Below are 25,094 nucleotides of genomic sequence, written 5' to 3' on the forward strand. Positions count from 1 at the left end.
TTTTGAGCCAGTTACTGCGGCAGTGGTGTAATTATGCCACAAATTTCATCGCATCGCAGTATGTGCCCTGCCTTGTGCAAAGGTAGCCAGTAGTGCTTCGAAGAAGAGGCGGCTTTAAAGCCCAACTCGCACTCCGAGCCACACGGTTCTTGGCACGCCCAAGTCAATTGCACCGCCAGAATTGCGGGTCACGATTTTTTCGTCGAACACGTTTTCGGCCCTTGCAACTACCGATATTCTATCGCTGAGCGGGACGCTTGCAAAAAGATCCAGCGTAGTTGCCGCAGGCAGACTGTCGGTCTCCTGGTCGTCTTCAAACTGCGCGCTCACATGGCGCAGTGTGCCCGCAAGACGAGCGCCCCGCGAAGGCTCCCACGCGAGCGTCGCGGAGGCCGAAAACTCTGGGGTTTGCGGCGGGCGATTGCCATCGAGCGCGACCGAGGCATCCTGACCGTCAATGGTCGCATCGGTATAAGCAAGCGAGGCATCAAGGCTCAACATTCCCATTTCGGCGGCAAATGCGCCTTCGATCCCCTGCGCATCAATCGCTGGCAAGTTCTGGCGTTGCCGCAGATTGGGCTCGAGTGTGACGTTGGCAATTGCGTTCTTCACTCGGTTGTCGAATGCAGTAATCGAGAATGACGCATTGCTGGATGGCCGCCAGTCGGCGCCAACCTCAAACCCTACGAGCCGTTCGTTCTCGAGCGCTGGGTTCGCTTGTGTGACAACCGGAAAGACAACAAATGGGCGGTAAAGCTCATTCAATGTCGGCAAGCGAAGTCCGGTGTAGGCTGCTGCCCTGATGTTTATCCCGCGCGCTGCGTTGATTGTCCCTCCAGCCCGCCAGCTGACCGCCCAGTCGGAGCGGTCGGGCGCAATGGTTTCGCTCACCAATACACCGTTGGCATCCACCGCTTTGAAAAAGCCATCTTCTATGCGGGTGTGGTCAGCGCGAAGACCGCCGGTAAGGACAATTGGACCAATCGACCAATCATCTTCCAGAAAGAAACCGAGGTTTGAATTCACACCGCCAGCACGGCGGCTTTCGCGCAAATTTCCAGTGAAGGCGCTAAACGCGTCTTCTTGAAGTTCGCCATCGCTGCGGCGGTAGTCGGCGCCGATCCGCACATCATGGCCCTCGGCCACTGGTGGGCGCAGTTCGATCTTGCCGCCGAGCCCGGTGGAAGGGGTGTTGCGCTGATCGAGCACTTTCACAAAGCGGGTCGAGCTGATGATGATATTGTCGAAGTTGCGCGCCTGCACATAGCCAAGCGCATCAAACTGCCACTCACCGCGGCCCACTATACGCAAGCTTGCATCCTGTCCGCGGTGGTTCGAATTCGCCCCCTCAAGCCTAAGCGTGCGTCCATCATCAAATGCGCTTACCCGCGCCTGAAGCTCAACATCGGGAGAAATCGGAGCAACCGCGCGAAGCCCCACTTGCCAGCTGTCGAAAGCGGCACGAACGCTGGCTGGCACTCGTTGATCATCAGGCGTGGTGAAGAACCCCTGCCCCCTGTCCCAGCGCCCGCTGACAACCGCAAACCCTCCGCCCAATGCTTGTGCCAAAGCGCCGGTAAGCTCGGTTTCTTCGCGGTCATTGATAAGGAGGCTCGCCGTGCCTTGACCCAAAGTTTGCGGCCCTGCGCTTTCCAGTTCAATTGTGCCTGCTAACGCACCGGCGCCGAAAGGCCCCGATCCGCCACCGCGCGTCACGCGAATATTGGATAGCGCATCAGGCGAGATCGAGGAAAACGGAATATAGCCAAAGAACGGATCGGCAACCGGCACCCCGTCCAGCAGAACCAGCGCCCGGCTCGTAGCATTGCCGCCCAATGCGCGCAATGTGACACCTTGCGCGGTTGGATTGGAAGAACGGCTGTCGGACCTTCGAAATTGCTGAAAACCTGCTACATTTGAAAGCACATCTTCCAGCCGCCCGGAGCCAGTCGAAACAATCGCCTCGCGCTCAATTTCGCTAACAGAGTAGATGGAATTTGATAGCGAGGGCTCTAGCCCCTCGCCTGTTACGACGATTTCGGATTCATCGCTATCGTCCTGCGCGAACGCAGAGGAAGGAACACACAACGCAAAGATTGACGTGGCTGTAAGCCTCAAGGGGGTCTTCATGGCGCCAGCGCCTAGCGCCTTCCTCATCCAATAAGCAAGCCCTGCTGGAGGCGCAGAACTCAGTTGCTAATTGCAATCATGACTCGCTTTTGCAGCGCCTATGTGCTTACCTTTGCGGCAACTAGAGAGAGACAAACCATGTTAGCGACACCACCGGATTTCGACGTACTCATCGTCGGTGCAGGCATTTCGGGCATCGGTATGGCAGCCCACATGCAAATGAAGACACCGAACCACACCTTTGCGATTGTGGAACAGCGCGAAAATCTGGGCGGCACATGGGACCTGTTTCGGTATCCCGGTATCCGCTCGGACAGCGATATGCATACGCTGGGCTTTGAGTTTGAACCCTGGCGCCACGAAAAAAGTATAGCGGATGCGCCTGCTATCCTCGAGTATCTCAACAAGATTGTCGACGACCGCAAAATCCGTGAGCGCATTCGTTTCGGCCATAAAGTCATCAGCGCCAATTTCCGCGAAGACGAAGCGCGCTGGCATGTCGAGATGGAGCTTTCTGATGGCTCGCGCACGCTTTTGACGGCGAACTTCTTGTATCTGGGTAGCGGCTATTACGACTATGACGAGCCGCATGATGCAGGCTTTGAGCTGGGCGAGTTCGAGGGCCAGGTGATCCACCCGCAGTTCTGGCCAGAAGACCTCGATTACACTGGCAAGAAAGTCGTTGTGATTGGTTCGGGCGCGACGGCGGTGACAATTGTCCCGTCGATGTCAGACAAGGCCGAAAAGGTGACCATGCTTCAGCGCACGCCGACTTGGATGTTTGCGCGCCCTGCAAAGGATGGCTTTGCAAACTTCCTTCGCAAAGTGCTCCCTGACCGCGCGGCCTATGCGATCACACGGTTTAAGAATATCCGGATGCAGGATTTCGCGTTTAAGCGCGCACGCAACCAACCGGAAAAGCTCAAAAAGACGCTCTACAAAGGCATCGAAAAAGCGCTCGGGTCCGGGTATGACAAAGCCGCTTTCACGCCGCCCTACAACCCTTGGGAACAGCGCCTTTGCCTTGTGCCTGACGATGATTTGTTCGAGGCGATGAAAGCAGGCAAGGCGCAAGTGGTCACAGGCCATATCGAAGCGTTCGAGAAAGACGGCATCCGCCTGAAATCAGGCGAGCTTCTCGAAGCGGACATCATCGTTACCGCAACCGGTCTTAAGCTCGCCATCGCGGGCAAGATCGCGGTGAGCGTCAATAATGAGCCCGTCGATTTCTCGCAGCGCTATTATTACAAGGGCTGCATGTATTCAAACCTGCCCAACTTGGCAGTGGTGTTCGGCTACATCAACGCAAGCTGGACCCTTAGGGTTGATATCAATGCCGATTACGTGTGCCGGGTGCTGCGCAAAATGCGCGCAAAGGGTGCTGATATAGCCAATCCGGTTATGACACCTGCGATGGAAGCCAATATCGAGGAAGAAGACATCTTCGGCGATTATTCGAGCGGCTATCTCGAACGCGGCAAGGGCATCAACCCCAAGAATGCGGCCGCCTACCCTTGGCGTCTCAATCAGGAATATGTGCTCGACCGCAAGCTGCTGGCCAACGACCCGGTCGATGACGGTATTTTGACCCTCAGCAATGCGGGCACAAATGTGCGAGGCGCTGACGAACAGCTTGAGGCGGCGGAATAGCGCTCCTTTTTGCGCGCGCTAACTGCGGGCCGCCCGCGACATATACTCTTACGCAAGGGGCAGTTTTGCTTACCTCAGACCTATGACCTCTTCGGAAAAAATCTGGACCGCAGGTCTAGTCATTATCGGCGACGAAATCCTGTCGGGCCGCACGCACGACAAGAACATCGGCCAAATCGCAACTTGGCTCCAAGTGCAGGGTATCCGCCTCGCCGAGGTGCGCGTGGTGGCCGATGATGAGGACACAATTGTCGAGGCTGTGAATGCTCTGCGTAGCGAGAACGACTACCTCTTCACCACCGGCGGGATCGGTCCGACCCATGATGACATCACCGTTGATGCTATCGCCAAGGCGCTCGGCGTCGAAGTCGTCATCCACCCCGAAGCGCGTTCCATGTTGGAGGGGTATTACTCTGGTAAAGGCGGCCTCAATGAAGGGCGGCTTCGCATGGCGCGCGTGCCCGACGGCGCAGAGCTGATCCGCAACAAGAAATCGGGCGCACCCGGCATTCGCCATGGCAATATCTTTGTGATGGCGGGCGTTCCGCACATCACCGCTGGAATGCTCGATTCTCTCACTGGCGAGCTTGAAGGCGGTGCGCCTTTGCTTTCGGAAACCGTGGGATGCTGGACCGCGGAAAGCGAAGTGGCAGGCCTTCTTCGCGAGGTGGAAGAAGCGCATGAAAACTGCCAGATCGGCTCCTACCCCTTCTTTCGCGAGGGCCGTGTGGGCGCGAACTTTGTGATCCGTTCGACCGATGCGGAAACCGTGAGGAGCGCGGTTGATACGCTCACTGATGGGCTGGCGACCAATGGTTTGGACTTCACGCCGGGCGGGATTTAGGCGCTGGATTTAGGTGCGGGTTTTAGAGCGTCCGCTTCCAAAACCCCAACATATCCTCCCGGAATTGATCGGCGAGCGTCCCGCTTGAGCCAAGGCTTGCACCCGTCACCATAAAGCCTGCTTTGGCGGCATAGACCATGAAGTCGTGGTCAGTGCCTTGTGGATTTGCCTCGCCGCTGATCGGGTCAATAAAGCTTCCCGAATCATCAATATAGATCGTGGGTGCATGGGGCGCGACGGTGGCGGTGGGGAAGTCTTCCATGCCCTGCCTGCGGTCATAGGAATGGTGCGCGCCTGCGTACATCTTGAAGGTAACTTCTCCCGAACTCGCCAGCCGGATTGCCTGCGCATAGCCTTGTGCTTGCTGGGGCGAACACCAGTTGTCTTGCTCTCCGATCACCAGCCGCATGGTCACATCGCCAATATCGGGATTGAGGAATTGCTGACCCGCCCATGGATAGACGCCGTAGACCGCTTTGATGGCCTGCGGCTGACCAAGCGCGGCATTTTGCATCGCTTTCATGGCCGCTTGCACCGCAGCGGCTCCGCCCCGGCTGTGCCCCTGAACACCAATGCGCGATGCATCCACTTCGGGCCGCGCAGCCATAGCCTTCACGGCGGCGAGCACATCATAAGCGCTCGCCGCAAAGGAAAATTGCGTCTGATCGTCATAAGTCACATCGACCGAGCGCGCGCCAAACGGATCGACGATAAACGCCGCGTACCCTGCCGCGCACAAGGCTTCGGTGTGCATCAAATGGCTTTCCGCAACGCCGACACTTCCCGGCACGACGATCACGCATGGTAGCGGCGTGCCGTCATGATCAGGCGGCAAAAACAGCTTCCCATCAATCGTGATCTGGGGAACATTGGCCCCATTTAAAATGTCATGAAAGTTCGCAGGGTTTGCGCTTTCAAACTCTATCGCTTCACCAACGGCTCCGCTGGCAAACACGATTTGTCTCTCCAGAAATCTCTCCATGGCGTGCACATTAGCTTGTCTCGCCTTCTCGTCGATAGGCTTCATGCAACAGCCGCTTGTCAGCCACCTCAGCTGTGTTAGACGCGCCCCAATTGGAGCGATCATATGACAGCATTCGCAAACTTGCCCAGAATCCTACTCACGTACCGCATTTGGGTTGGAATATTCGCCATTCTCATCTCGGCAGGCACATGGACGGTGGACCTGCTCGATCTGGTCTACAACTGCCCCTATTGCAGGGTCCAGCGCACTGTGATCGGTCTTCTGGGACTGCTTCTCCTCGCCCCGGATTTGCGCTTTTGGCTGGTCCGCTATCTTTCCGCCGTGATCGCCGCGTTCGGCCTCGTCGTGGGGGGCACCCAGCATTTTGGCGGCTATGCGCGCATGAACAAGGGCGAATTCGAGTGGGGCGACCAGTGGTTCATCAACCCGTGGCTGTTGTCGGGCTGCGCAATCCTGATCATCACCGGCCTGGTGATGCTGATTTGGTCGGAGCGTAGCCGAAATTATCGGTGAGTAGGCGCCTTGCCCCATCGGCGTCCTGCAAGAATGCCAAACGCTGCAAGTCCAAACAACATTATCATCGGCGGCGCAGGAACCGGCGTCCCATCGCCTGAACCAGAACCCGTGGCTTCTGAGACAAACAGGTCAAAGACGCCGTCAAACAAAAGATCAAAGAACCCGCGTTCGTCCGGCTCACGGACGCTTTGCACCTCAATTCCTCCGGGAACGCGCGCCTGAACTGTGCTGAAAGCACCTTCGCCAATCCGGCTGCTCGCGATATCAGTCAAGGGCACCACACCGCTCGCGCAGGCCGGAGCCGCGCTTCCGCCACAAACGCGATAAGTATCAGAGGCTGCATCATACTCATAGGTCGGGATTTCGATGCCACGAACCTGAGCGAAACTCGGCGCATCCGTGTTTAAAAACCCGCCGCTATGGGTGCCGGTTTGGGGATTGTATTCGACCTCGAAACTCACATTCGCCGCCGCAATGTCAGCGCGGAACGGCTCGCTCACTTCGATGGAACCGATTGATCCCGCTTGGAGGCCAGCGCCAATCTCATTTCCGGTGCTTACTCGAAAACGGTAAATACCATCAGGGTCCGGCGTCGCACCGCTTTGCTCAAGCGCAGTGAGCGTTGGCAATTGGCCCCTTATCGTAAGCTTGAATGCGTCGCCCGCCTGGATCGGATAGGCGGGCAAATCGTCTGCAAGCGGGCGCGATACCATTCCCGAAGTTGAAGTGTTCGCCCCAAATATTGCGCCTCCAGAAACCCGGCGCGAGTTTGCCTCGACGCTTTCGCTCAATTGGCCAGTGTATTCGAGCGTTACCTCGCGCGTCAGGGGCGCCTCTTGAGCGTGCAACCCAGCAGGCATTTGAGCCGCAATCAACAGCCCGCCTAATACCAATCCAAAACGCGCCATCGTGCGATCCTCGTAATTTCACTCGTTGATCAATCGAGAGTACACGAGAGACGGTCTGCAAACGATGTAAAGGCTTGCGCGTCCTGCTCTGGCACAAAAGAAGGGGCCGGAAGCGATACGCTTCCAGCCCCTTCCACAAATTTCATTTAAGTCAAAGTTGCTTACGCGCCTTCGACCTCAGCTGCGTCGATCTTGAGGCCTGGCCCCATGGTCGAGGTCAGCGAGATTTTCTTCACATATTTGCCTTTGGCGCCCGTTGGCTTGGCTTTCACAACCGCTTGAGTAAGCGCCTCGAAGTTTGCCTTCAGAGCCGCATCGTCAAATGACAGCTTGCCGATGCCGGTGTGGATGATGCCCATTTTCTCAACGCGGAACTCAACCTGGCCGCCTTTGGCATCCTTTACGGCTTGCTCCACGTTAGGAGTGACCGTGCCGAGCTTCGGGTTAGGCATAAGGCCTTTAGGGCCAAGCACTTTACCCAAACGGCCAACCACACCCATCATGTCAGGGGTTGCGATTACACGGTCATAATCAAGGTTGCCTGCCTGCATGTCTTCCATGAGGTCTTCTGCGCCAACTTTGTCAGCGCCCGCAGCGGTTGCTTTCTCAGCATTGTCGCCGCGCGCAAACACAGCAACTTTCACGTCTTTACCCGTGCCCGATGGCAGCGAGACCATGCCGCGAACCATCTGGTCAGCGTGACGCGGATCAACGCCGAGGTTCATTGCCAGCTCAACGGTTTCGTCAAACTTCGCCTTGTGCGCGCGCAGTGTCGCAATGGCTTCGTCCACGGTGTAGAGCTTGTCATTGTCGAGCTCAGCAACGGTTTTTTGCTTTTTCGTCAGTTTCGCCATGATCTTAGCCCTCCACCTCGAGGCCCATCGCGCGAGCGGAGCCTTCAATGATCTTCATCGCGGCTTCGATATCGTTCGCGTTGAGATCTTTCATTTTCGTCTCAGCAATCTCTTTGACCTGAGCTGAGGTGATCTTGCCGACCTTGTTCTTGTTCGGCTCGCCAGAACCCGATTTGATCTTAGCGGCTTTCTTAAGCAGGTAAGATGCAGGCGGGGTTTTGGTGGTGAAGGTGAACGAGCGGTCAGCATAAACCGTGATCGTGGTGGGGATCGGGGCGTTCTTCTCAAGATCCTGCGTGGCAGCATTAAACGCCTTACAGAATTCCATGATGTTGACGCCGCGCTGACCCAGAGCCGGGCCGATGGGCGGGCTGGGGTTAGCAGTACCAGCTGGCACTTGCAGCTTGATAAAGCCTTCGATTTTCTTGGCCATGGATGGCCTCCTTTCGCACTGTCTCCGCCCCCTGTCTCCAGCGAGGGATCATGTTAAGCGGTCAAACAGCCGGCAAATCGCCAACCTCCCGCACGGGCTCCCTTCCGGGAATCGCGCAAATTGCACGAGCGCGCTCCTTTAGCGCCCTGTGTTGTTCGCGCAAGGAAAATCGGGCCAGCAAGCATCCGTTCGGGGCAAGACCGAAGCGCTCAACGATTTGCGGAAACGGCGATCGGATTACACCGAGCGACACGAAACACCGCTTTCATATTGTAAATTCCTGTTTCAGTCGCTGTGATTGCGCGAATTGTAGACGAAGTATTAACCAAGCCTATCGTATCAGCAGGCATGGCTTTGTTCCGCTTTATCAACGCCCTGCACTTAATGCGACTGGCAAGAGCGCTTTGCGCTGGCTTTGCCATGCTCGCTGCGCATTTGGCCTTGGCTGAAACACCGGGCAAAGACGGCGACGTTACCATAGTGGGCACACAGGTCGTCAACGAATACGCCGCATTGTCAGGTTCAGCCAGCGCTGGCTCGACACAGCTTAGTGTAAACAGCGTAGCTGGCAACCTGCCTTCGCTTTCACCCGGCGATGTCGTGATGATTTACCAAGCGCAAGGGGCAACAATCTCGGGCGCAGACAGCGCATCTTACGGCGCAATCACCAATATTGGGTCCGCTGGCAGATACGAATTTCACACAGTGCGCTCGATTAGCGGCAACACTATTGAACTTCATACCTTTGGCGGCGCATGCAATGGCTTAGAGTTCAGCTACTCAGCCGACGGCAAAGCGCAGGTTATCCGCGTGCCGCAATTTCGCAATCTTACCGTGAGCGGCCAAATCACAGCACCAACATGGAACGGCACAACAGGCGGCGTCGTTGCGATGACCGTGTCGGAAACGTTGACCGTGAGCGGTTCGATTAACGTCTCGGGCAGAGGGTTTCGCGGCGGCGGCGTCGATAACCTGACCACGCCCAGCGGCAATAGCTTTATGGGCTATCGCAGCAACGCGGCGATGAATGGTGCAGAAAAAGGCGAGGGCATTGCAGGGTTTCGCACTGAGCTTCCCGGCGGCAATTTCTATGGACGCGGCGCGCCTGCCAATGGCGGTGGTGGCGGCAATGGTCACAATGCAGGCGGCGGCGGCGGAGCCAATGGTGACAATGGAAATGGCTGGGGTGGGCAAGGTGTGCCAGACAACTCCAATGCAACTTGGGCGCAAGCTTGGAACATTGATCCCACATTGAACGCCAACACGAACCAATCGGGCGGCGGGCGCGGCGGCTACACATTCTCTTTCCAAAACCAAGACGCGTTAACTGTTCCTCCGGGCGATGCACGATGGGCCAATGATTTCCGGCGCGAACTGGGCGGACTTGGTGGTCGCCCTTTGACATTTGATCCAACCGGGCGGCTCTTTTTGGGCGGCGGCGGCGGCGCAGGTGATGGCAATAACAACGCAGCAGGCGCAGGCGGCGATGGCGGAGGGATGATCTTTATCTCTGCTGGATCCATCACCGGCGGCGGGACAATCGAGGCCAATGGCACAGCTGGCGAAAACACCTCCTCGGGCCACAATGATGCACCTGGCGGAGGCGGGGCAGGAGGCACCATTGTGGTGCAGTCGGGCGGCCTAATCGGTGCCTCGCTTTCGGCCAATGGCGGCGATGGCGGCAATCAAAATATCCGAAGCACTGAACACGAAGGCCCCGGCGGCGGCGGCGGCGGCGGCGTTATCGCAACCAGTGGGGGAGTAAGTGCCAGTTTTGCAAGAGGCGGAGCGAACGGAATTACCACATCGTTCTCTTTACCAGAATTTCGACCGAATGGCGCGACACAAGGAGCAATCGGTCAACCATCAGCCAGCGCCCCGAGCCTCGCCGATACGCCATTCTGCCGCGCGCCTGACGTACCGGCCACCCTTTCAAAGACGAGCGCAATTACGGACCCGAGCGTATTTGGCGGGAAGCGCATACCGGGCACCGATCAGACCTACACTATCCGATTTGCCAATCCCGGAGGGGAGATCACCGCCGGTACAATTGTGATCATCGACACCCTGCCAACCGAGCTTGAACTTTGGACTGGCGCGTTTGACGGGTCGACCTCTGTCCCTGTTGCCTTTGTCGATGGAACGGGAGCCGCTGCGACCGGAATTGCCTGCTGCACGGCTGGCCAGATCACCTATTCGGAACAAACCACTGGCACTGATTTCAGCTACAGCCCCAACGGTGATTACGATCCAGCCGTCCGGCGTCTGAGGATCAATCCCGGAGGGGCAATGCCCGAAGGCTTTGATGACGAACGCAGCTTCGAAGTTCTGTTAAGGGCTCGGGTCAAGTAACCGGTCTGACCGTGCGCGCGGGCAGGCTTTTCATGCCCTTCGTCCGGCTCGTCAGATGGTATTTGCGGCACAATCCGCATTTGTAGACGCGCAACGTCACATTAGCGCACGCAGCCACCTCTTCGGCTGCAACGCGGGTGGCAAAGCGCTTCTTGCGATTACAGATGCGGGGTGTGGTTTTCATGCTTGAACTGAATAAGTAAAAAAGCGATTCTTCCTTACAAGTAAAACTATGCGTTAACGCTTGCCCTATAAGTCATTGTCCACCGATTTTTTTGGGAGGGACGAATGCTAAGGGTCGCGATACATGTGCAAGAATTGATTTCGAGTAACGTAACAAGCACGATTGATACGTCATCCAATCCTGCAAGAATGCTTCGTCGTCTTCAGCGCGAAATCGAGAATGCAATTATCTCTCTCGAAGGGGAACGCACTCTCATCAGCCAGCGCAAAACCCGCCTTGAAACGCAAATCCGCCAAGTGGAATTGCGCCAATCCAGCTGGAGCGAAAAAGCCCGAATCGCGATGGATCATGATCGCGAAGATTTGGCACGCCAAGCGCTTCTCGCACGCGAAGAATGCAGCGCGAACCTGATCTCTCTGCAAGAGGATTTGGACAGTGCAGGCAATGATTTGGACGAAGCCAACAGCGCAATCAGCGACCTAGAGGCAAAGCGCGCTGAAGTGGTGGCAAAGGCTAAACAGCAGCGAGAAGCCGACGGGGCATCCGTTGGTACGAGCGGCCCTAGCGGCCAATCGAAGGCGGAACGCTACCGCAGTCACATTTCACAAATGGAAAAGCGCGCCGACTTTGCCACCGAAGATAGCGCAAACGGACGCCGCGATGCCGCAGTCGATAAAGAAATCGAAGAAATGCGCCGGGCAAGCGTCGTCGACGCAGAGATTGCAGCAATGAAGAGTGAATCGACGCAAAAACCAGCGCGCAGGAAAAGCCCTGCCAAAAAAAGCCCGGCAAAAAGGCCGCTTAATGCGTCAGAAAGACCAAATGGCGAGGCACAGACCTCGCCACCGAACCAATCCTACTTAACCAGTTCAACCTGTTCAAAGTCGAGTTCAACCGGCGTTGCGCGGCCAAAGATTGAGACGCTGACCTTGACCTTCGCTTTGTCGAAGTCGAGTTCTTCAACCACGCCGTTGAAGCTCGCAAATGGTCCGTCGAGCACTTTGACCTGATCGCCGATTTCATAATCAACGCTAATGTCTTGCTTAGGCGCAGCTTTCGCCTCTTCGACGCCGCCAAAGTAACGCGCCGCTTCACGCTCGCTGATCGGTTGCGGTTTGTTGTTGTTGCCAAGAAAGCCCGTCACCTTGGGCGTGTTCTTCACAAGGTGATAAATGTCATCGTTCATCCGCAGTTTCGCGAGCACATAGCCCGGCATAAACTTACGCTCGACCTGAACCTTCTTGCCGCGCTTTACCTCGGTCACGGTTTCGGTCGGGACCTCGATTTCTTCGACGCCCTCAGTCAGGCCCAGGCGATCCGCTTCTGCGATGATCGCTTCTTTGACCTTGTTTTCAAAACCGGAATAGGCGTGGATGATGTACCAACGAGACATGGAAGATTGTCCTTGAGAATGGAGCGCAAAAGAGCGCTTAAGCTAGCGTCAGAAGGAAATTGACGACGGCATTGAAAAGACTGTCGACGCCAAAGAAGAACAGCGCGAGCACCACCATAAAGATGAAGACGAAGATCGCGGTGCGGATCGTCTCATCACGGGTAGGCCAAACCACCTTGCTGGTCTCTGTGCGCACCTGATTGACGAACTCAGGGATCGAAGTCTTGCGCTTCTTCGCGTCTGGTGCCTTTTGTGCGTCAGCCATGTGTTTCGTCTCTCGCGTGCTTAGCGTGAATGTGTCGGTATCCGGCTTTCAGGTAGGGCTCATCGCCGCCGGGAACAAGGTCCAGAGGGGCTAAGAAACTTACCAATGTCGGATTTAAGCGCTGAGTACTGCGATTCCCGCCAATTGGCAAGAGCGTCCGTCTGAGACGGAGAATTTCGCAAAGACGTAACATTATTCCCTAGCCAGCCGTGCCCGGCGGCGATAGCGTAGCTGCCATTGAGCTGCGACAAAGGGCCGATGGAAGCGGACCGGCGCAGCATTATGGGAAGCAATCGGGGAATTTTGTAAAAATGGCGACAACGGAACCTAGTCCGGCGTTAGAACTGGTCACAAACATTGCGGACTTCATTTGGGGCGGCACCTGGGGGGATGAGGCCGTTTTGACGATTGGTGGCCAACCTTTCCCACCGATGGCGCTCATTTTGCTTGGCGGTGGCTTATTCATGATGGCCAAGCTTCGCTTTTACCCCATCGTCAACCTGCCCGCGGCGATTGCGGGACTTTTCAAAAGCCGACGCAAAGAAGGTGCGGGCGAAATTTCGCCTTTTGCTGCTCTTTCTACCGCGCTGTCTGGACAGGTAGGAACCGGCAACTTGGCCGGCGTCGCCTCAGCGATTGCACTTGGCGGGCCGGGCGCGATTTTTTGGATGTGGATCACAGCTCTCATCGGGATGGCACTAGCTTTTGCTGAAGGCTCGTTGGCAATTCGTTACCGGGAGAAGACATCAGAGGGCGCATATAGAGGCGGGCCGATGACCTATATTATGATGGGTCTTGGTCCCAAATGGTCTTGGCTCGCGATCGTCTTTTGTATCATGTTGCTGTTTTCCGCACTGGTGACAGGAAACGCCATTCAAGCGAACGCGGTGGCTGATGGCCTCAAGGGGCTCTTTGGTATTACCGAGATTGTCGGCGGCGTGATTGTTGCCGTGGCTGTCTTCGTTGTGATTATCGGCGGGATCAAATCCATCGGAAGCGTGGCTGAGAAAGTCATTCCGTTCATGGCTGGGCTGTACATTGTACTTGCGGTTGTGGTGTTGACCATGAACGCGTCGCTCATTCCGGCAACATTTAGCTCAATCTTCTACTACGCCTTCAACCCCAGCGCTGCTGCGGGCGGGTTTGCAGGAGCATTGATGATCCTAGCAATTCGTGCGGGTGTGGCTCGCGGTCTGTTCTCCAATGAAGCTGGTCAAGGTTCGACCCCAATCGCCCACGCAGTGGCGCAGACCGATGACCCCCAGCAACAAGGCCGGATGGCGATGTTGGGCACTTTCATCGACACGATTGTAGTGTGCACCATGACGGCACTTGTTATCCTGACGGTGCAAGGAAGCTTTGCTGTCGATCCCGAAGCTGCGAATTCTGCGATGGTGACCTATTCATGGCAAACCGGGATGGAACCCTTTGCAATGACGGCTAGCTCGTTCGGGACAGCGCTCCCGCTTGAAGTGGTTGGATTGCCCATCGGAACTGTCATCGTGAGCCTAGTCCTCATCCTGTTCGTTTTCACCACGCTTCTAACTTGGAGCTATTACGGTGAACGCGCGATCACATTTATCTATTCTCGTATTCCGGGAACCAGCGAGGGCGGTGAGAAGGTTCTGCACCTTGTCTGGCGAGTGGTCTGGTGCTTGGTGATCGTCGCGGGCGCTAGCCAGCAATCGGACTTCGTGTGGCGTCTAGGCGATATCGCGAACGCGGCTATGACGTTACCAAACCTTTTGGCACTGCTGTTGCTCTCGGGTGTCGTGCTGAAACTTGCTCAAGGGGTCAAAGACGCAGGCGAGACCCACAACACCACCGAAACCGACACGGCCGAAGATGCTTAAAGTCTGGCCTTCTTGGACCAGATGAAAAAGACCAAAAAAGGGGAGCGTTCTACTCGCGAGAACGCTCCCCTTCTTATTGCCCCCAAATAAATGGCAGCCCTAAAAGCTGCTTCCAAATACTGGAAATAGCAGCTCCTACGATCCCTTTCGGGGAGGGTTCGCCCGCACCTTTGCTCCGCTGAAAACCTGAGCCATTGCCCCCAAGATCAAAGCCTCAAAAGCGGGACGCATTGAAATCGCTTTCGCCGCGTCGGGCCGCGAGCAACGATACGAAGAAAAAGGATGTCGCAATCGTACCCCCCAGTAAGATCGCAGTCAGGTCTATCGAGAGAGCTTTAGCCCCGTTCCCTTTTCTTCGAATCGCTGAACTCTGAGACGATATTGCCGAGAGGCAATGGCGGGCGATGTGCAAATTGGCACATCTGTGATTTTACCTAGATTTGAGGCACCTGCCATGCCTCAAGCGGTTTTTGGAGCGCCAAGCACACGCGCAAAAATCCATCCGCCAATCCCGCCTGCAATAACCTGCGAGGCAAAGCCCAGTCCGGAGCGTGCACCGCTGATGGGAATGGTTTGGAACTGCATATACATCAGCCCCAGAACCATGCCGAGCGCCGCAGCACCAGCAATGGGATAGGCGACTGATGAGAGCTTGGGGAGGAAGCGCTTGACCAGGGCCGCAATTGCAAAGCCAAGGAGCAGCGCAGCCAGGATGATCACCAAATAGAGAACCATATTGGAGATGTCGAAAGCGGTCATATTGATGCGATCACCAAAGCTTACGGGCACATTGTGCGCACCGATTACGAACTGCGCATTCGCGATCACGGCCACCACATAAGTGCCGAGGCTTGCGATAATCAATGCTGCGATCCAGCGAACTACACGCATCATTCTTTCTCCAAATTTGAAAGCGCAAACTAGATGCATCGACCGCGCGATCAAGCCCAATGCGCAGGCTGGTGGACAAATCGGCTCCTGCGCCTGATAAGCGCGGGGGGAACCCAGAACCATCTTAAGAGACACCGAAATGCGCGCAATCACCACCACCCTTGCTTTGGCTGCGGCTACAATGGCCCTTGCGGCTTGCTCTAATCAGGGCGCATCGCAAACGGGCGACAAAACCAGCGTAGCGTCAGGCCGTGTGGATGCTGCCCCCGTAAATTATGAGATTGAGACAGTCGCTGGGGGGCTTGATCACCCGTGGTCGCTCGCTTTCCTTCCTGATGGCAATATGCTGGTGACTGAGCGCACCGGATCACTCCTTTTGGTGAAACCAGACGGATCGCAAGAGACCGTTCAAGACTTCACAGCAAGCTGGGAATTTCCGCCTGTCCATTTCGGGAGCGGAATCCAGGCGGGCCTTTTCGACGTGGTTCTTCACCCTGAGTTTGAAGAGAACAGCCAAATATATATCTCCTATACCGGGCTTCTTGAGACCGGTGAGAACACGCTTTTATTGACCCGCTTCTCTTATGCAGATGGCGCGCTCACCAACGGCGAAGAGCTCTTCCGCGCCTCGCCCAGCCGCATTCAAGGCAATCACTACGGTGCACGTATCGCATTCTTGCCGGATGGCACCTTGCTCATGCCAGTGGGCGATGCCTTCCACTTCCGCGAGGAAGCGCAAACGCTGGACAATCACTTTGGCAAGATCGTGCGTCTTAACGCCGATGGTTCGGTTCCATCTGACAATCCCTTTGTGGGCCAAGAAGGCGCGCTTCCCGAAATATGGTCCTACGGCCACCGCAATCCGCAAGGCATTCTTGTGGCCGCCGACGGACGCGTGCTTGAAAACGAGCACGGCCCTGCTGGCGGCGATGAGGTCAACGACATCAAGAAAGGCGCAAATTACGGCTGGCCCGCAGTCACTTATGCGCTTGATTATTCGGGCGGGCGCGTATCGCCTTTTGAGGCATTAGAAGGCACCGAGCAATCGCTCGTGCACTTCACGCCTTCCATCGCGCCGTCTGGCTTTGCGCAATATTCAGGCCCAGCTTCTTCCGACACGCCCTTCCCCGATTGGGAGGGCGATCTGTTTCTTTCAGCCCTTGCGCTGCGCCATGTGCGCCATATCAACATGAATGCAGATGGATCGCTTGGCGCGCAAGCAGAGCTTTTCGGAGAGCTCGATGTGCGTTTCCGCGATGTTCGCACCGGCCCCGATGGCATGCTCTATCTGCTGACCGAGGAAGAAGGCGAGACCAGCCGGATCTTGCGTGTGGTGCCCCAATAGGCGTCTCTCCAGCGCAGGCAGGCACTTGCAAGCACTCGCACAACACTTGCCCTTCAGTCTCACAGTTTCTAGCGTAAAACCTGTGAGAGCCCCGTGAGAGGGCCTTATGTAGGGGAGAGCGTATTTGGCGGGCCGGCTCGATACAAAACTAGCCGGGCTATGGATGCGCTGGGGGACGAAGCTTCTTCCCTTCGCTGATGCGGCCAGTAAGGATTTGCCGCTCTCCCGGCTCCTGCGATTGTCACTTGTTCAGTTCTCAGTTGGGATCTCGCTTACGCTTCTGGTGGGGACCCTCAACCGGGTGATGATTGTTGAACTTGGCGTTGCTGCCACCATCGTCGGCGTGATGCTCGCTCTCCCGCTTTTGATCGCTCCGTTTCGCGCGCTAATAGGGCATCAATCCGATACCCATGTGTCAGCGCTGGGTTGGCGGCGTGTGCCGTTTATCTTTCGCGGGTCGATGCTCCAATTCGGGGGGCTGGCGATCATGCCGTTTGCTCTGCTTGTGCTGGGCGGAGAGATGCAGGCGGTGACGCTTCCAGCTTGGATCGGCCAAGTCAGCGCCGCTGTCGCAATCCTGTTGGTCGGCGCGGGCGTCCACATGACCCAGACAGTCGGACTGGCGCTTGCAACCGATCTTGCACGAGAGGATCAACAGGCCAATGTCGTAGGGCTCATGTATGTGGGCCTTCTTTTGGGCTCAATCGCCGCAGCGCTTGGCTTTGGGTGGTTTCTTTCAGAGTTCACACCTGGCCGCCTGATCCAGGTCATTCAGGCCTGCGCTGTGATCACCGTGTCTTTGAACTTCATTGCTGTGTGGAAACAAGAGCCGATGAAGCCGCCGCATTTGATGAAAGAGACACCAGCGACCGCGCCTTCTTTCAAGCAAAGCTGGGACCTTTTCGCAGGCCAAGCGGGTGCGATCAGGCGGCTGGTAGTGATCGCTATCGGGACACTGGCCTTCACCATGTCGGATGTCGTCCTCGAACCGTATGGCGGTCAGGTGCTGGGCATGGATGTGGGCGCTACCACCACGCTGACCGCGATCCTTGCTGGCGGGACGTTGGCGGGCTTTGCCATTGCCTCACATATCCTAACGCGCGGGGGAGACCCATCGAGAATGTCAGCGATAGGCGCGGTGGTCGGACTCCCCGGCTTTGCGCTGGTGATTGGAGCCGCGCCCCTTCATTCGTCCTCGCTGTTTTGCCTCGGCATTTTGCTGATTGGTTGCGGGGCAGGTCTGTTTGGGCATGGGACGCTGACCGCCACTATGCGCAGCGCACCCAAGGGCCAGATAGGCATGGCACTCGGCGCATGGGGCGCGGTGCAAGCGACCGCTGCTGGCGTTGGTGCGGCGATGGGCGGAGCGCTGCGTGATACCGGGCAGGCCCTGCAATTGGAGACCGCACTGCCAGCGGTCACCAATGGCTATCTCATGGTCTATTCGCTTGAAATTGTGCTGCTGATCATCGCGCTATGCATCATGGTCCCGATGATGCGGCGCGCGGGCTAGAGCTGCGCAGAATGAAACGGAAAAGAGCCCCAAAAGCAAAAGGGCCCGGCAACGCATGCCGGGCCTTTTTAGAATGTCGCTGCAAAGCCAGAGAGCTTATTCAGCTGGAGCTGGAGCTGCTTCTGCTGCTGGGGCTGCTTCGGCCGCTGGGGCTGCTTCAGCCACTGCAGGTGCTTCGGCGGTCGCTGGAGCCGCAGGAGCCGCTGGCTCCGCGACAGCCACTTCCATCACGTCAGAGGCCGCGCTGCCTTGCAAGAAGTCAGCAAACCAAGTGGTGTTGTTGAGCACTGAGAAGTGGATCAAAAGCGAACCGGTGACCAGCACCAGGAACATAATCGGAATGAACACGCTCGGGTTCACATAGAGGAAAAGGCGTCCTTCTTTCATCATTTCGAACTCCCCCTTACCCGAACCATGGCGACAAAGTGTACGCCAGAACGTGAGCGGCCGCTGAGATCACGAAAAAGAGACGCGTTCCCCACTTTAGACCATCATTGATTTCAAGAGCCTGTGCCTCGGTGAGGCCGGTCGGATAGACCGTAATATCATCTGTCATAAACGATTCCTTATCCGCGGATTTTCACCCGCAAACCAATTGAAAGGAACTCGGTAATGACCCCAGCCTTGTCCCCGACAGCACCCACAAGCGCGAATGCTGATGTTCTGATGAACGCTGAACCCTCTATCTCTTAAGATAGAGAGCGAACGCCCATGTGCGCCGAACTTTTGACAAGTCAAACACGGGCCAGCGTATTGCATTTTTTGCCACAGTCGTCAAGTTTGTTGTACGCTTCGCAATGTCAATCTATTCAGGCATTTGTTAAGCCCTGAATACCGATTTCAACATTCTTCAGGCAGGCGCGGCAAAGGCTCAGTCTAAGCGGCCTCATCAAAGCCTCATGTTCGAGTCGAAGAGCGGCATCTTGCAAACGCGCGGCAATCCGTACCCGAAAACGGGCACAATAAGTCAAAATGGAAAGGAAAATGGCAGGGGCACAGAGACTCGAACTCTGGACCTTCGGTTTTGGAGACCGACGCTCTACCAACTGAGCTACGCCCCTACGCGGAAGCAGCGCCTTTAAAGCGCCCGTTGGCAATAGGCAAGCGTACACTGACCTCTTTTGCGCTCGGCTGGTCAATTGCGTACTGACGCGGGCGCCGCAGACTGATATGCATACGCAAATTATGCATGCACCAATGCGCGCCCCGATCCCGATAGAGACCCTTCTGCTCGCCTATCGCAGCGGCATCTTTCCGATGGCGGACAACCGCGAGGATCAGGAGATTTTCTGGGTCGAGCCGCGTGACCGTGCGATCATCCCCTTGGAAGGCCTGTATATCTCCAAATCCCTGAGAAAAGTCCTTCGTTCCGACCGCTTCACAGTAAAGATAAATACCGATTTCGAAGGGGTTATGCGGGCCTGCGCCGCGCCGCGTCCGGGCCACCCAGAAAGCTGGATCAGCGGGCGGATAGTGGAGAGCTACAAAGGCCTCCATGGGGAAGGCCATGCCCATTCAATCGAATGCTGGGAAAACACCGAAGAAGGGCAAAAGCGGCTTGTTGGTGGTCTTTACGGCGTCTCATTCGACTCGGTCTTCTGCGGAGAAAGCATGTTCAGCAATGCCAACAATGCCAGCAAAGTGGCCCTATGCTGGCTGGTGGCCTGTCTGCGCGAGGCCGGGTTCAAACTGCTCGATTGCCAATTCATGACCGATCATCTGGCATCCATGGGCGCAGTTGAGATTCCTCAAAAAGCTTACCTCAAATTGGTAGAGCTCGCTCGCGCCGCGCCTGAGATGGATTTGCCTGAGGCTTTTGCTCGCTTCGCAGGGAAATCGGAAAACGAGAATGGTCAGCCGCCGGCTTACTCTTCTCCAGGGAAACTCATCGCGCAGTCTTTGACCCAAACATCATAGATTGGGTGCTCGACCACATTAAGGCTGGGGTTTTCTTTAAACAGCCAACCTGAGAAAACGCGAGTGCGCTGCTCCTGACCGCGTTCAAGCACATCAAGCTGAACGAAGGCGCCCGTTTCCTGCGGAAATTCGTAAGGCGCGGTGCGTTCGCACGCTTCTAGCTTTACGACAACGGGGCCCTCCTCGACGCTTTCGCCGGGGCGAAGTTCGAAATCCTTGCTCACGTTGTTGCGCTTGTTGAGAAGACCGATTGTAGCGACGCGCTCTGCTGGCGGAGTGGCACCGTCTGCCTCCTCGCTCGGTATCAAGTCAGCATCAGCCGGGGTCGAAGCTGGGTCCAACTCGCCGTCCGCAGCCTGCTGATCACCCTCACCCGCCTCATCATCCATGAGCGAGCTCACCGCATCACACCCCGCCAGCGCGAAGGCGGCGAGACACGGGAGTGCTAGAGTGAATATACGGCTCACGAGGCTGCTTCTGGTCAGCCCTCAGGCGCCCACGCTTCATAGTCGCCATCCGCTTTGGCGCGTTTGCCGCCGCGCTCAATCATGCCCTGGGGCAGATAGGCGCCGGGCGTTCCGGTCGCATTGGGCGTGTAATCCGCCTCCCACACTTCCGCAGGCGGCAGATTGCTTTCAGGCACATCATCAAACGCCCCGTGCAACCACCCATGCCATTCAGACGGCACGCGGCTTGCGTCATTTGCCCCGTTATAGATCACCCAGCGGCGCTCTTTTTGGGTGTAAGAGCCGGTGTTAGGCCCGTCTCTCCCTTTAGAGCGGTAATATTTGTTGCCCTCAGCGTCGCTGCCAACATGTTCGCCGCCAGCGCGTTTGGCCCACCAATGTGTGCCGAGTGTTGCACCGTCCCACCAAGTGAAGATTTTGCCAAAGATTCCCATAGACGATGCCGTTAGCGGATTACGATAGAGACGCCAAGTCAGAGCTTTTGCGTGAGGGGCGAAAAACTAGAGGCTAGTATCTTCTGGAAGCGCAAACTCCACCAGATCGCCCTCGCCTATGCCCAATTCCTCAGACAATCCGCCCCGAATTTCGAAGACCGCAATCGACATGCCGCGCGACGTTACGCTGTCGAGCGAATAGGGCACGCCTGCCTCGATATTGCTGATCCGCTTGTTCGGCCCGATAAAGATAATATCGAGCGGAAGCGGGGTGTTCTTCATCCAAAAGCTGCGAAATTGCGGTGAGTAGGAGGGGAAAAGCATGCCCTCATTATCGCCCATTTCGGTGCGGAACATCATGCCTTTGGCTTGCTCCTCCTGACTTGCGGCAAGTTCGGTCGTGAATGTGTGCCGGGTCTCGCCGCTAACGATGGTCACGTCGATAAGGCGAAGACCCGCCTCCGAAACACCCGAATTTTCAGCGGCCGGCGCAGGTGCCTGTGCCTGTGCCTGTGCCTGTGCCTGTGCGGCCTCTGGTGCCGAGGAACCATTGGGGGAACACGCAGCAAGCGCCATGCCTGCCAACACCAGTGCAATTCTCACCATGAGCTTTTTACCATCCTTGGGGACCCTCTTCCTCTTCGGCCTCGATCAGCCATTCTTCTATCTCGTTTGGTCCTTGTGCATCAAGGATGAACGTGATGTGTTCAAACGTGTGTCCTGCACGCAGCATTGCAGCGACCTGCTTATCGCGGCGTTTACGCGATTGATCAGCGGGTTCATTGTGCTTCAGCGGCAAACTAAAGGGACCAAACCGGCGCTTCTTTGCAAGCAAAATAGCCGCGCGCCTTGTATCGGCCTCACCGGGAGCAGTTTCCTCTCGCACATTTTCGTCAACGCCTGCCGCCCATAAAGCTTGTTCGACGCGCCGCGCACCGTACCCACGCGCGGTCAAATCACGGGTTTTTGAGCGCGCATATGCCTCGTCATCGACATACCCCAGCTCAATCAGACGGGTGACCAGAGCCGCCACATCAGGCGTCTGAACCCGGCCATCTTCGTCTTCAGCGACACCGCGCTCCCGCAGCTTTCGTGAAAGGTATTGCTCAAGCTTTGCGCCTGTTGTGGCGAAGCGTGCGGCGTAGGACAGGGCGAGGTCTCGAAGCGAATTTCCGTCGAGCGGGCGCACTTTCTTAGGCTTACGCACAGCTTTCTGGCGGCTCTTTCCAAAGCCCCCGCGACCGCGATAATCACCGCCCTCATCCACGGAAAAAGCCGTTTTCTGGTGCCGAAATGATGACCTTTTGCTTCCCTCTGAACGCTTTTCGCCTTATTCGTGCCACACTCGTTGGGAAATGGAAAAGACAAAACCCGTGCGTGGGGGAGATTTACCACTGTGCGGGGCGGGATTAATAGGTGCGCGTGGACACGCACAAAAGACGACAGGTACGATCACAGACTATGACCGACGCCGCATTGACGCCGACGCCGACTGATTGTGAGTTGCCAAGGATCCGCGCTCAGTTCGCGACCTTTAACGACGCCATCGACTACGCAGCGAAGAGCCGTAAGGGGCTCAACTTTCATGATATGCGCGGGGCCTTGGAGCGGGTTTATCCTTATTCCGAAATGCGCGAGGACGCCTTGAAGGGGGCTTACCGCCTCGTGGCTGCTGGGATCAAGCCGCAGGACCGTGTCGCTCTGATTGCTGAAACCGGCGCTGATTTTGCGGCCATGTTTTGTGCCTGCATGTACATGGGCGCTTGGCCTGTGCCTTTGCCTTTGCCGACCTCCTTTGGCGGCAAAGAAAGTTATATCGACCAGCTTGCCCTTCAATTGAGCAGCTCGGACCCGGCGGTCCTCATCTATCCCGAAGAAATCAGCAATATGGCGAGCGCAGCTGCGGAGCGTCAGGGATGTTCGGGTGTCAGCTACGAAGAACTGGCAACATATGACGCTCCTGAGGTGGAGCTGCACCAGGCCAGCTCGCAAGACATCTGCTATTTGCAATATTCCAGCGGCTCGACCCGTTTTCCCACCGGTGTCGCGGTGACACACCAAGCGCTTCTGCATAATCTCTACGGCCACGCCGAGTCGATGCAGCTTCGCGAGAATGACCGCTGCATCAGCTGGCTGCCGTGGTATCATGACATGGGGCTCGTGGGATGCTTTCTTTCCCTCGTCGCCAATCAGTTTTCCGTTGATTTTCTCAAGCCTGACGCTTTTGCGCGCCGCCCGCTGGCATGGCTCGACATGATAAGCCGCAATCCGGGCAATACCTGCTCTTATTCACCGACTTTTGGCTATGACATTTGCGCGCGCCGCATCTCCAGCCAAACCAATGTGGCTGAGCGTTTCGACCTCTCCCGCTGGCGGATTGCCGGGAACGGCGCAGATATGATCCGGCCCGATGTGATGCAAAACTTCGTCAACGCCTTTGCCGATGCAGGGTTCAAGGCCAGCGCCTTCACCCCTTCCTATGGTCTTGCCGAAGCGGTCCTTGCCGTCACGGTCATGCCGCCGGGCGAAGGGATCAAGGTCGAGCTGGTGGAAGAAGAGCGCCTGTCCGGCACACCGCGCGATCTCAGCCGCCCGGCCCGCTACCGCGCTATCGTCAATTGCGGCAAGCCGATGCCTGATATGGAAGTCTTCATCTCAGGCGAGAATGGCGAGCGGCGAGAAGATCACCAGATCGGCAAAGTCTGGTGCCGGGGCCCAAGCGTTATGCACTCCTACTTCCGCAACAAGGAAGCGACCGAGGATTGCCTTGTGGATGGCTGGCTCGACACAGGCGACATGGGATACACGGCGGATGGCTATCTGTTCATCGTCGGCCGCGCGAAAGACATGATCATTATCAATGGCAAGAACCATTGGCCGCAGGATATTGAATGGGCTGTCGAGCAGCTTCCCGGCTTCAACCACGGCGACATTGCGGCATTCTCGCTCGAGACCGAAAATGGCGAAGAAGCGCCTGCTGTGCTGGTCCATTGCCGTGTTTCCGACCCAGACGAGCGGGTCAAGCTGCGTGAACAGATCGCTGACAAGGTGCGTTCGATCACTGGGATGAGCTGCGTCGTGGAGCTTGTACCACCGCGCACTTTGCCTCGCACCAGTTCAGGTAAACTTAGCCGCGCAAAGGCGAAGAAGCTCTATCTTACTGGCGAAATTGTGCCGTTGGAGATTGCCGCGTAGGCGCGCAGTTCCAAACCGCTTTGTTTGAGCACCAGAGATGGATTGTCGAACACCAGCAAGTGCCTGATCGCAGCATGCGGGTCTGCTGAATTTTTGACATAGCCTTCTGCGATTTGCATCCCCACCCAATAGCCGAGCTCCGAAGGCCAACCCTCGGGCGGGGATCCAGCGTTAGCGAACCAGCGAAGATAGGCGGCGTTCCGGGTTTCTTTAGTAAGGTCTTGATCGCGCACCTTCGCAAGGTCACTGGCGAACTGTTCCAGCACGACCTCTCTGTTCGCCATCGCCCACTCATGACGCGCTTGGTCAGGCACTTCTCCGGTTACGAGGGAAGCGATAAAGTCAGCTGTGCCTTCGGCAATAGCAGCTGCAAGCAGAGGATCAGCATCGACTTCAGGCCCGCCAATTCGCTGATAGGTGTGCACCGTCTCATGCGCATAGAAGGACCGCATGAGCGCGCGAAATGACCGTTCATCAGGGGCTATTCTGCACAGCACTTCAAGTCCGAGAACTTGCATATCCGGGCCAGCCGTACCGCCGCTATTGCCAGCGCCAAAAACCACAGCAATGCGAGGCAATGGCTTTTCAGGAAGCAATCCGCGAAAGGCAAGATAAATCGCTCTCAAGTCAGCGCTTGTGTCTTTAACCAGGGGCAGGCAGCGTTCAATCGCATCGCGGTACGAACCTGGGTCGTCAGCAATACGCGCTGCTAAGTTGTCGGCGTCAACAATCCTGCTCGGCGTAAAAATCTCAATCGCGCGCGCACCTTTGTTCAAGTAGCGCTCTTGGATTTGCTCAGCGCTCGGCGATCCGCCCGTTGCAATGAAAAGCTCAGCAAACCGCTCGGCATCTTCCAGTTCGACCATGGCTGACAAAGCGTCCTGCGATCGCGCCGCTAGCGCATTCGGCAAGATGGCGATCAAGAAACCCAAAAGAAGTTTTTCAGATGCCGCCGTAAGCATAGA

The 25,094-nt window shown here is 56.7% G+C and carries 25 protein-coding genes, 1 tRNA gene and 1 pseudogene; 10 read left to right on the plus strand and 17 right to left on the minus strand.

The window, feature by feature from the left end; all coding sequences use genetic code 11:
* Positions 1-114 precede the first annotated feature (114 nt).
* On the minus strand, positions 115-2,130 hold the full coding sequence (locus AC0V60_RS11315) for a TonB-dependent receptor plug domain-containing protein (protein WP_486178562.1): 2,016 nt from the start codon (positions 2,128-2,130) through the stop codon (positions 115-117).
* A 138-nt stretch (positions 2,131-2,268) separates the two neighbouring features.
* Here AC0V60_RS11315 and AC0V60_RS11320 point away from each other — a divergent pair, with 138 nt between their 5' ends.
* Both AC0V60_RS11320 and AC0V60_RS11325 read left to right on the plus strand, forming a co-directional pair.
* Positions 2,269-3,780, plus strand: coding sequence for a flavin-containing monooxygenase (locus AC0V60_RS11320; protein ID WP_486178563.1), 1,512 nt, complete (start codon positions 2,269-2,271; stop codon positions 3,778-3,780).
* Between the two features lie 82 nt (positions 3,781-3,862).
* Positions 3,863-4,624, plus strand: coding sequence for a competence/damage-inducible protein A (locus AC0V60_RS11325; RefSeq protein WP_486178564.1), 762 nt, complete (start codon positions 3,863-3,865; stop codon positions 4,622-4,624).
* Between the two features lie 22 nt (positions 4,625-4,646).
* Here AC0V60_RS11325 and AC0V60_RS11330 read toward each other — a convergent pair whose 3' ends face one another.
* A complete protein-coding gene (locus AC0V60_RS11330; protein ID WP_486178565.1) occupies positions 4,647-5,651 on the minus strand; it encodes a dienelactone hydrolase family protein in 1,005 nt (334 codons plus the stop codon).
* A 60-nt stretch (positions 5,652-5,711) separates the two neighbouring features.
* Between AC0V60_RS11330 and AC0V60_RS11335 the strand changes: the two genes are divergently transcribed.
* The gene (locus AC0V60_RS11335) at positions 5,712-6,122 is read left to right on the plus strand and encodes a hypothetical protein (RefSeq protein WP_486178566.1); all 411 of its coding nucleotides are present in this window, start codon (positions 5,712-5,714) and stop codon (positions 6,120-6,122) included.
* Here the strand turns inward: AC0V60_RS11335 and AC0V60_RS11340 are convergent.
* From AC0V60_RS11340 to rplK, 3 genes are all read right to left on the minus strand, one after another.
* A complete protein-coding gene (locus AC0V60_RS11340; RefSeq protein ID WP_486178567.1) occupies positions 6,113-7,033 on the minus strand; it encodes a hypothetical protein in 921 nt (306 codons plus the stop codon). The genes AC0V60_RS11335 and AC0V60_RS11340 overlap by 10 nt on opposite strands.
* Before the next feature lie 161 nt (positions 7,034-7,194).
* Positions 7,195-7,887, minus strand: a complete 693-nt coding sequence (gene rplA, locus AC0V60_RS11345; RefSeq protein WP_486178568.1) for a 50S ribosomal protein L1 — start codon at positions 7,885-7,887, stop codon at positions 7,195-7,197.
* Positions 7,888-7,891: 4 nt separating this feature from the next.
* Positions 7,892-8,320 (minus strand): 50S ribosomal protein L11, encoded by a 429-nt coding sequence (rplK, locus tag AC0V60_RS11350; RefSeq protein WP_486178569.1) that lies wholly within the window; start codon positions 8,318-8,320, stop codon positions 7,892-7,894.
* Between the two features lie 384 nt (positions 8,321-8,704).
* Between rplK and AC0V60_RS11355 the strand changes: the two genes are divergently transcribed.
* A complete protein-coding gene (locus AC0V60_RS11355) occupies positions 8,705-10,672 on the plus strand; it encodes a hypothetical protein (RefSeq protein ID WP_486178570.1) in 1,968 nt (655 codons plus the stop codon).
* Here AC0V60_RS11355 and AC0V60_RS11360 read toward each other — a convergent pair.
* A complete protein-coding gene (locus AC0V60_RS11360) occupies positions 10,665-10,856 on the minus strand; it encodes a hypothetical protein (protein ID WP_486178571.1) in 192 nt (63 codons plus the stop codon). The two genes, AC0V60_RS11355 and AC0V60_RS11360, sit on opposite strands and share 8 nt — an antisense overlap.
* 104 nt (positions 10,857-10,960) lie before the next feature.
* Between AC0V60_RS11360 and AC0V60_RS11365 the strand changes: the two are divergent.
* A pseudogene (locus tag AC0V60_RS11365) lies at positions 10,961-11,590 on the plus strand (PspA/IM30 family protein); the annotation flags it as partial.
* 122 nt (positions 11,591-11,712) lie between these two features.
* Here the strand turns inward: AC0V60_RS11365 and nusG are convergent.
* Both nusG and secE read right to left on the minus strand, forming a co-directional pair.
* On the minus strand, positions 11,713-12,249 hold the full coding sequence (gene nusG, locus AC0V60_RS11370; RefSeq protein WP_486178572.1) for a transcription termination/antitermination protein NusG: 537 nt from the start codon (positions 12,247-12,249) through the stop codon (positions 11,713-11,715).
* A gap of 37 nt (positions 12,250-12,286) precedes the next feature.
* Complete coding sequence (gene secE / locus AC0V60_RS11375; protein ID WP_486178573.1) at positions 12,287-12,514, minus strand: preprotein translocase subunit SecE; 228 nt, start codon at positions 12,512-12,514, stop codon at positions 12,287-12,289.
* 311 nt (positions 12,515-12,825) lie between these two features.
* Between secE and AC0V60_RS11380 the strand changes: the two genes are divergently transcribed.
* Positions 12,826-14,367, plus strand: a complete 1,542-nt coding sequence (locus AC0V60_RS11380; RefSeq protein ID WP_486178574.1) for an alanine/glycine:cation symporter family protein — start codon at positions 12,826-12,828, stop codon at positions 14,365-14,367.
* A gap of 459 nt (positions 14,368-14,826) precedes the next feature.
* On the opposite strand, the gene AC0V60_RS11385 is transcribed toward AC0V60_RS11380, so the two are convergent.
* The gene (locus tag AC0V60_RS11385) at positions 14,827-15,261 is read right to left on the minus strand and encodes a hypothetical protein (protein WP_486178575.1); all 435 of its coding nucleotides are present in this window, start codon (positions 15,259-15,261) and stop codon (positions 14,827-14,829) included.
* Between the two features lie 136 nt (positions 15,262-15,397).
* On the opposite strand from AC0V60_RS11385, the gene AC0V60_RS11390 reads away from it, so the two are divergent.
* Both AC0V60_RS11390 and AC0V60_RS11395 read left to right on the plus strand, forming a co-directional pair.
* Entirely contained in the window at positions 15,398-16,603 is a 1,206-nt protein-coding gene (locus AC0V60_RS11390; RefSeq protein WP_486178576.1) for a PQQ-dependent sugar dehydrogenase, read from the plus strand.
* 124 nt (positions 16,604-16,727) lie between these two features.
* Entirely contained in the window at positions 16,728-18,116 is a 1,389-nt protein-coding gene (locus AC0V60_RS11395; RefSeq protein WP_486178577.1) for a PucC family protein, read from the plus strand.
* A gap of 96 nt (positions 18,117-18,212) precedes the next feature.
* Here the strand turns inward: AC0V60_RS11395 and AC0V60_RS11400 are convergent, their stop codons facing one another.
* The 3 genes from AC0V60_RS11400 to AC0V60_RS11410 form a co-directional block, all read right to left on the minus strand.
* Positions 18,213-18,506, minus strand: coding sequence for a light-harvesting protein (locus tag AC0V60_RS11400; RefSeq protein WP_486178578.1), 294 nt, complete (start codon positions 18,504-18,506; stop codon positions 18,213-18,215).
* 13 nt (positions 18,507-18,519) lie between these two features.
* The gene (locus AC0V60_RS11405; protein WP_486178579.1) at positions 18,520-18,672 is read right to left on the minus strand and encodes a light-harvesting protein; all 153 of its coding nucleotides are present in this window, start codon (positions 18,670-18,672) and stop codon (positions 18,520-18,522) included.
* Positions 18,673-19,101: 429 nt separating this feature from the next.
* Positions 19,102-19,177: transfer RNA gene (locus AC0V60_RS11410), tRNA-Trp, on the minus strand.
* 109 nt (positions 19,178-19,286) lie between these two features.
* On the opposite strand from AC0V60_RS11410, the gene aat reads away from it, so the two are divergent.
* Positions 19,287-20,033: a leucyl/phenylalanyl-tRNA--protein transferase gene (gene aat / locus AC0V60_RS11415; protein ID WP_486178580.1), complete on the plus strand. Its 747-nt coding sequence runs from the start codon at positions 19,287-19,289 to the stop codon at positions 20,031-20,033.
* Here the strand turns inward: aat and AC0V60_RS11420 are convergent.
* The 4 genes from AC0V60_RS11420 to AC0V60_RS11435 all read right to left on the minus strand — a co-directional run bounded on the left by AC0V60_RS11420 (position 19,982) and on the right by AC0V60_RS11435 (position 22,201).
* Positions 19,982-20,500: a DUF2155 domain-containing protein gene (locus AC0V60_RS11420; RefSeq protein ID WP_486178581.1), complete on the minus strand. Its 519-nt coding sequence runs from the start codon at positions 20,498-20,500 to the stop codon at positions 19,982-19,984. The two genes, aat and AC0V60_RS11420, sit on opposite strands and share 52 nt — an antisense overlap.
* A gap of 14 nt (positions 20,501-20,514) precedes the next feature.
* Positions 20,515-20,934 (minus strand): NADH:ubiquinone oxidoreductase subunit NDUFA12, encoded by a 420-nt coding sequence (locus AC0V60_RS11425; protein WP_486178582.1) that lies wholly within the window; start codon positions 20,932-20,934, stop codon positions 20,515-20,517.
* A gap of 66 nt (positions 20,935-21,000) precedes the next feature.
* Complete coding sequence (locus tag AC0V60_RS11430) at positions 21,001-21,540, minus strand: DUF192 domain-containing protein (protein ID WP_486178583.1); 540 nt, start codon at positions 21,538-21,540, stop codon at positions 21,001-21,003.
* Positions 21,541-21,547: 7 nt separating this feature from the next.
* Positions 21,548-22,201 (minus strand): regulatory protein RecX, encoded by a 654-nt coding sequence (locus AC0V60_RS11435; RefSeq protein ID WP_486178584.1) that lies wholly within the window; start codon positions 22,199-22,201, stop codon positions 21,548-21,550.
* Between the two features lie 194 nt (positions 22,202-22,395).
* Here AC0V60_RS11435 and AC0V60_RS11440 point away from each other — a divergent pair, with 194 nt between their 5' ends.
* Positions 22,396-24,129, plus strand: a complete 1,734-nt coding sequence (locus tag AC0V60_RS11440; RefSeq protein WP_486178585.1) for a fatty acyl-AMP ligase — start codon at positions 22,396-22,398, stop codon at positions 24,127-24,129.
* On the opposite strand, the gene AC0V60_RS11445 is transcribed toward AC0V60_RS11440, so the two are convergent.
* A complete protein-coding gene (locus AC0V60_RS11445) occupies positions 24,087-25,091 on the minus strand; it encodes a DUF2268 domain-containing putative Zn-dependent protease (protein ID WP_486178586.1) in 1,005 nt (334 codons plus the stop codon). The two genes, AC0V60_RS11440 and AC0V60_RS11445, sit on opposite strands and share 43 nt — an antisense overlap.
* Positions 25,092-25,094 lie beyond the last annotated feature (3 nt).

The sequence above is a fragment of the Erythrobacter sp. S259 genome, from assembly GCF_057364965.1.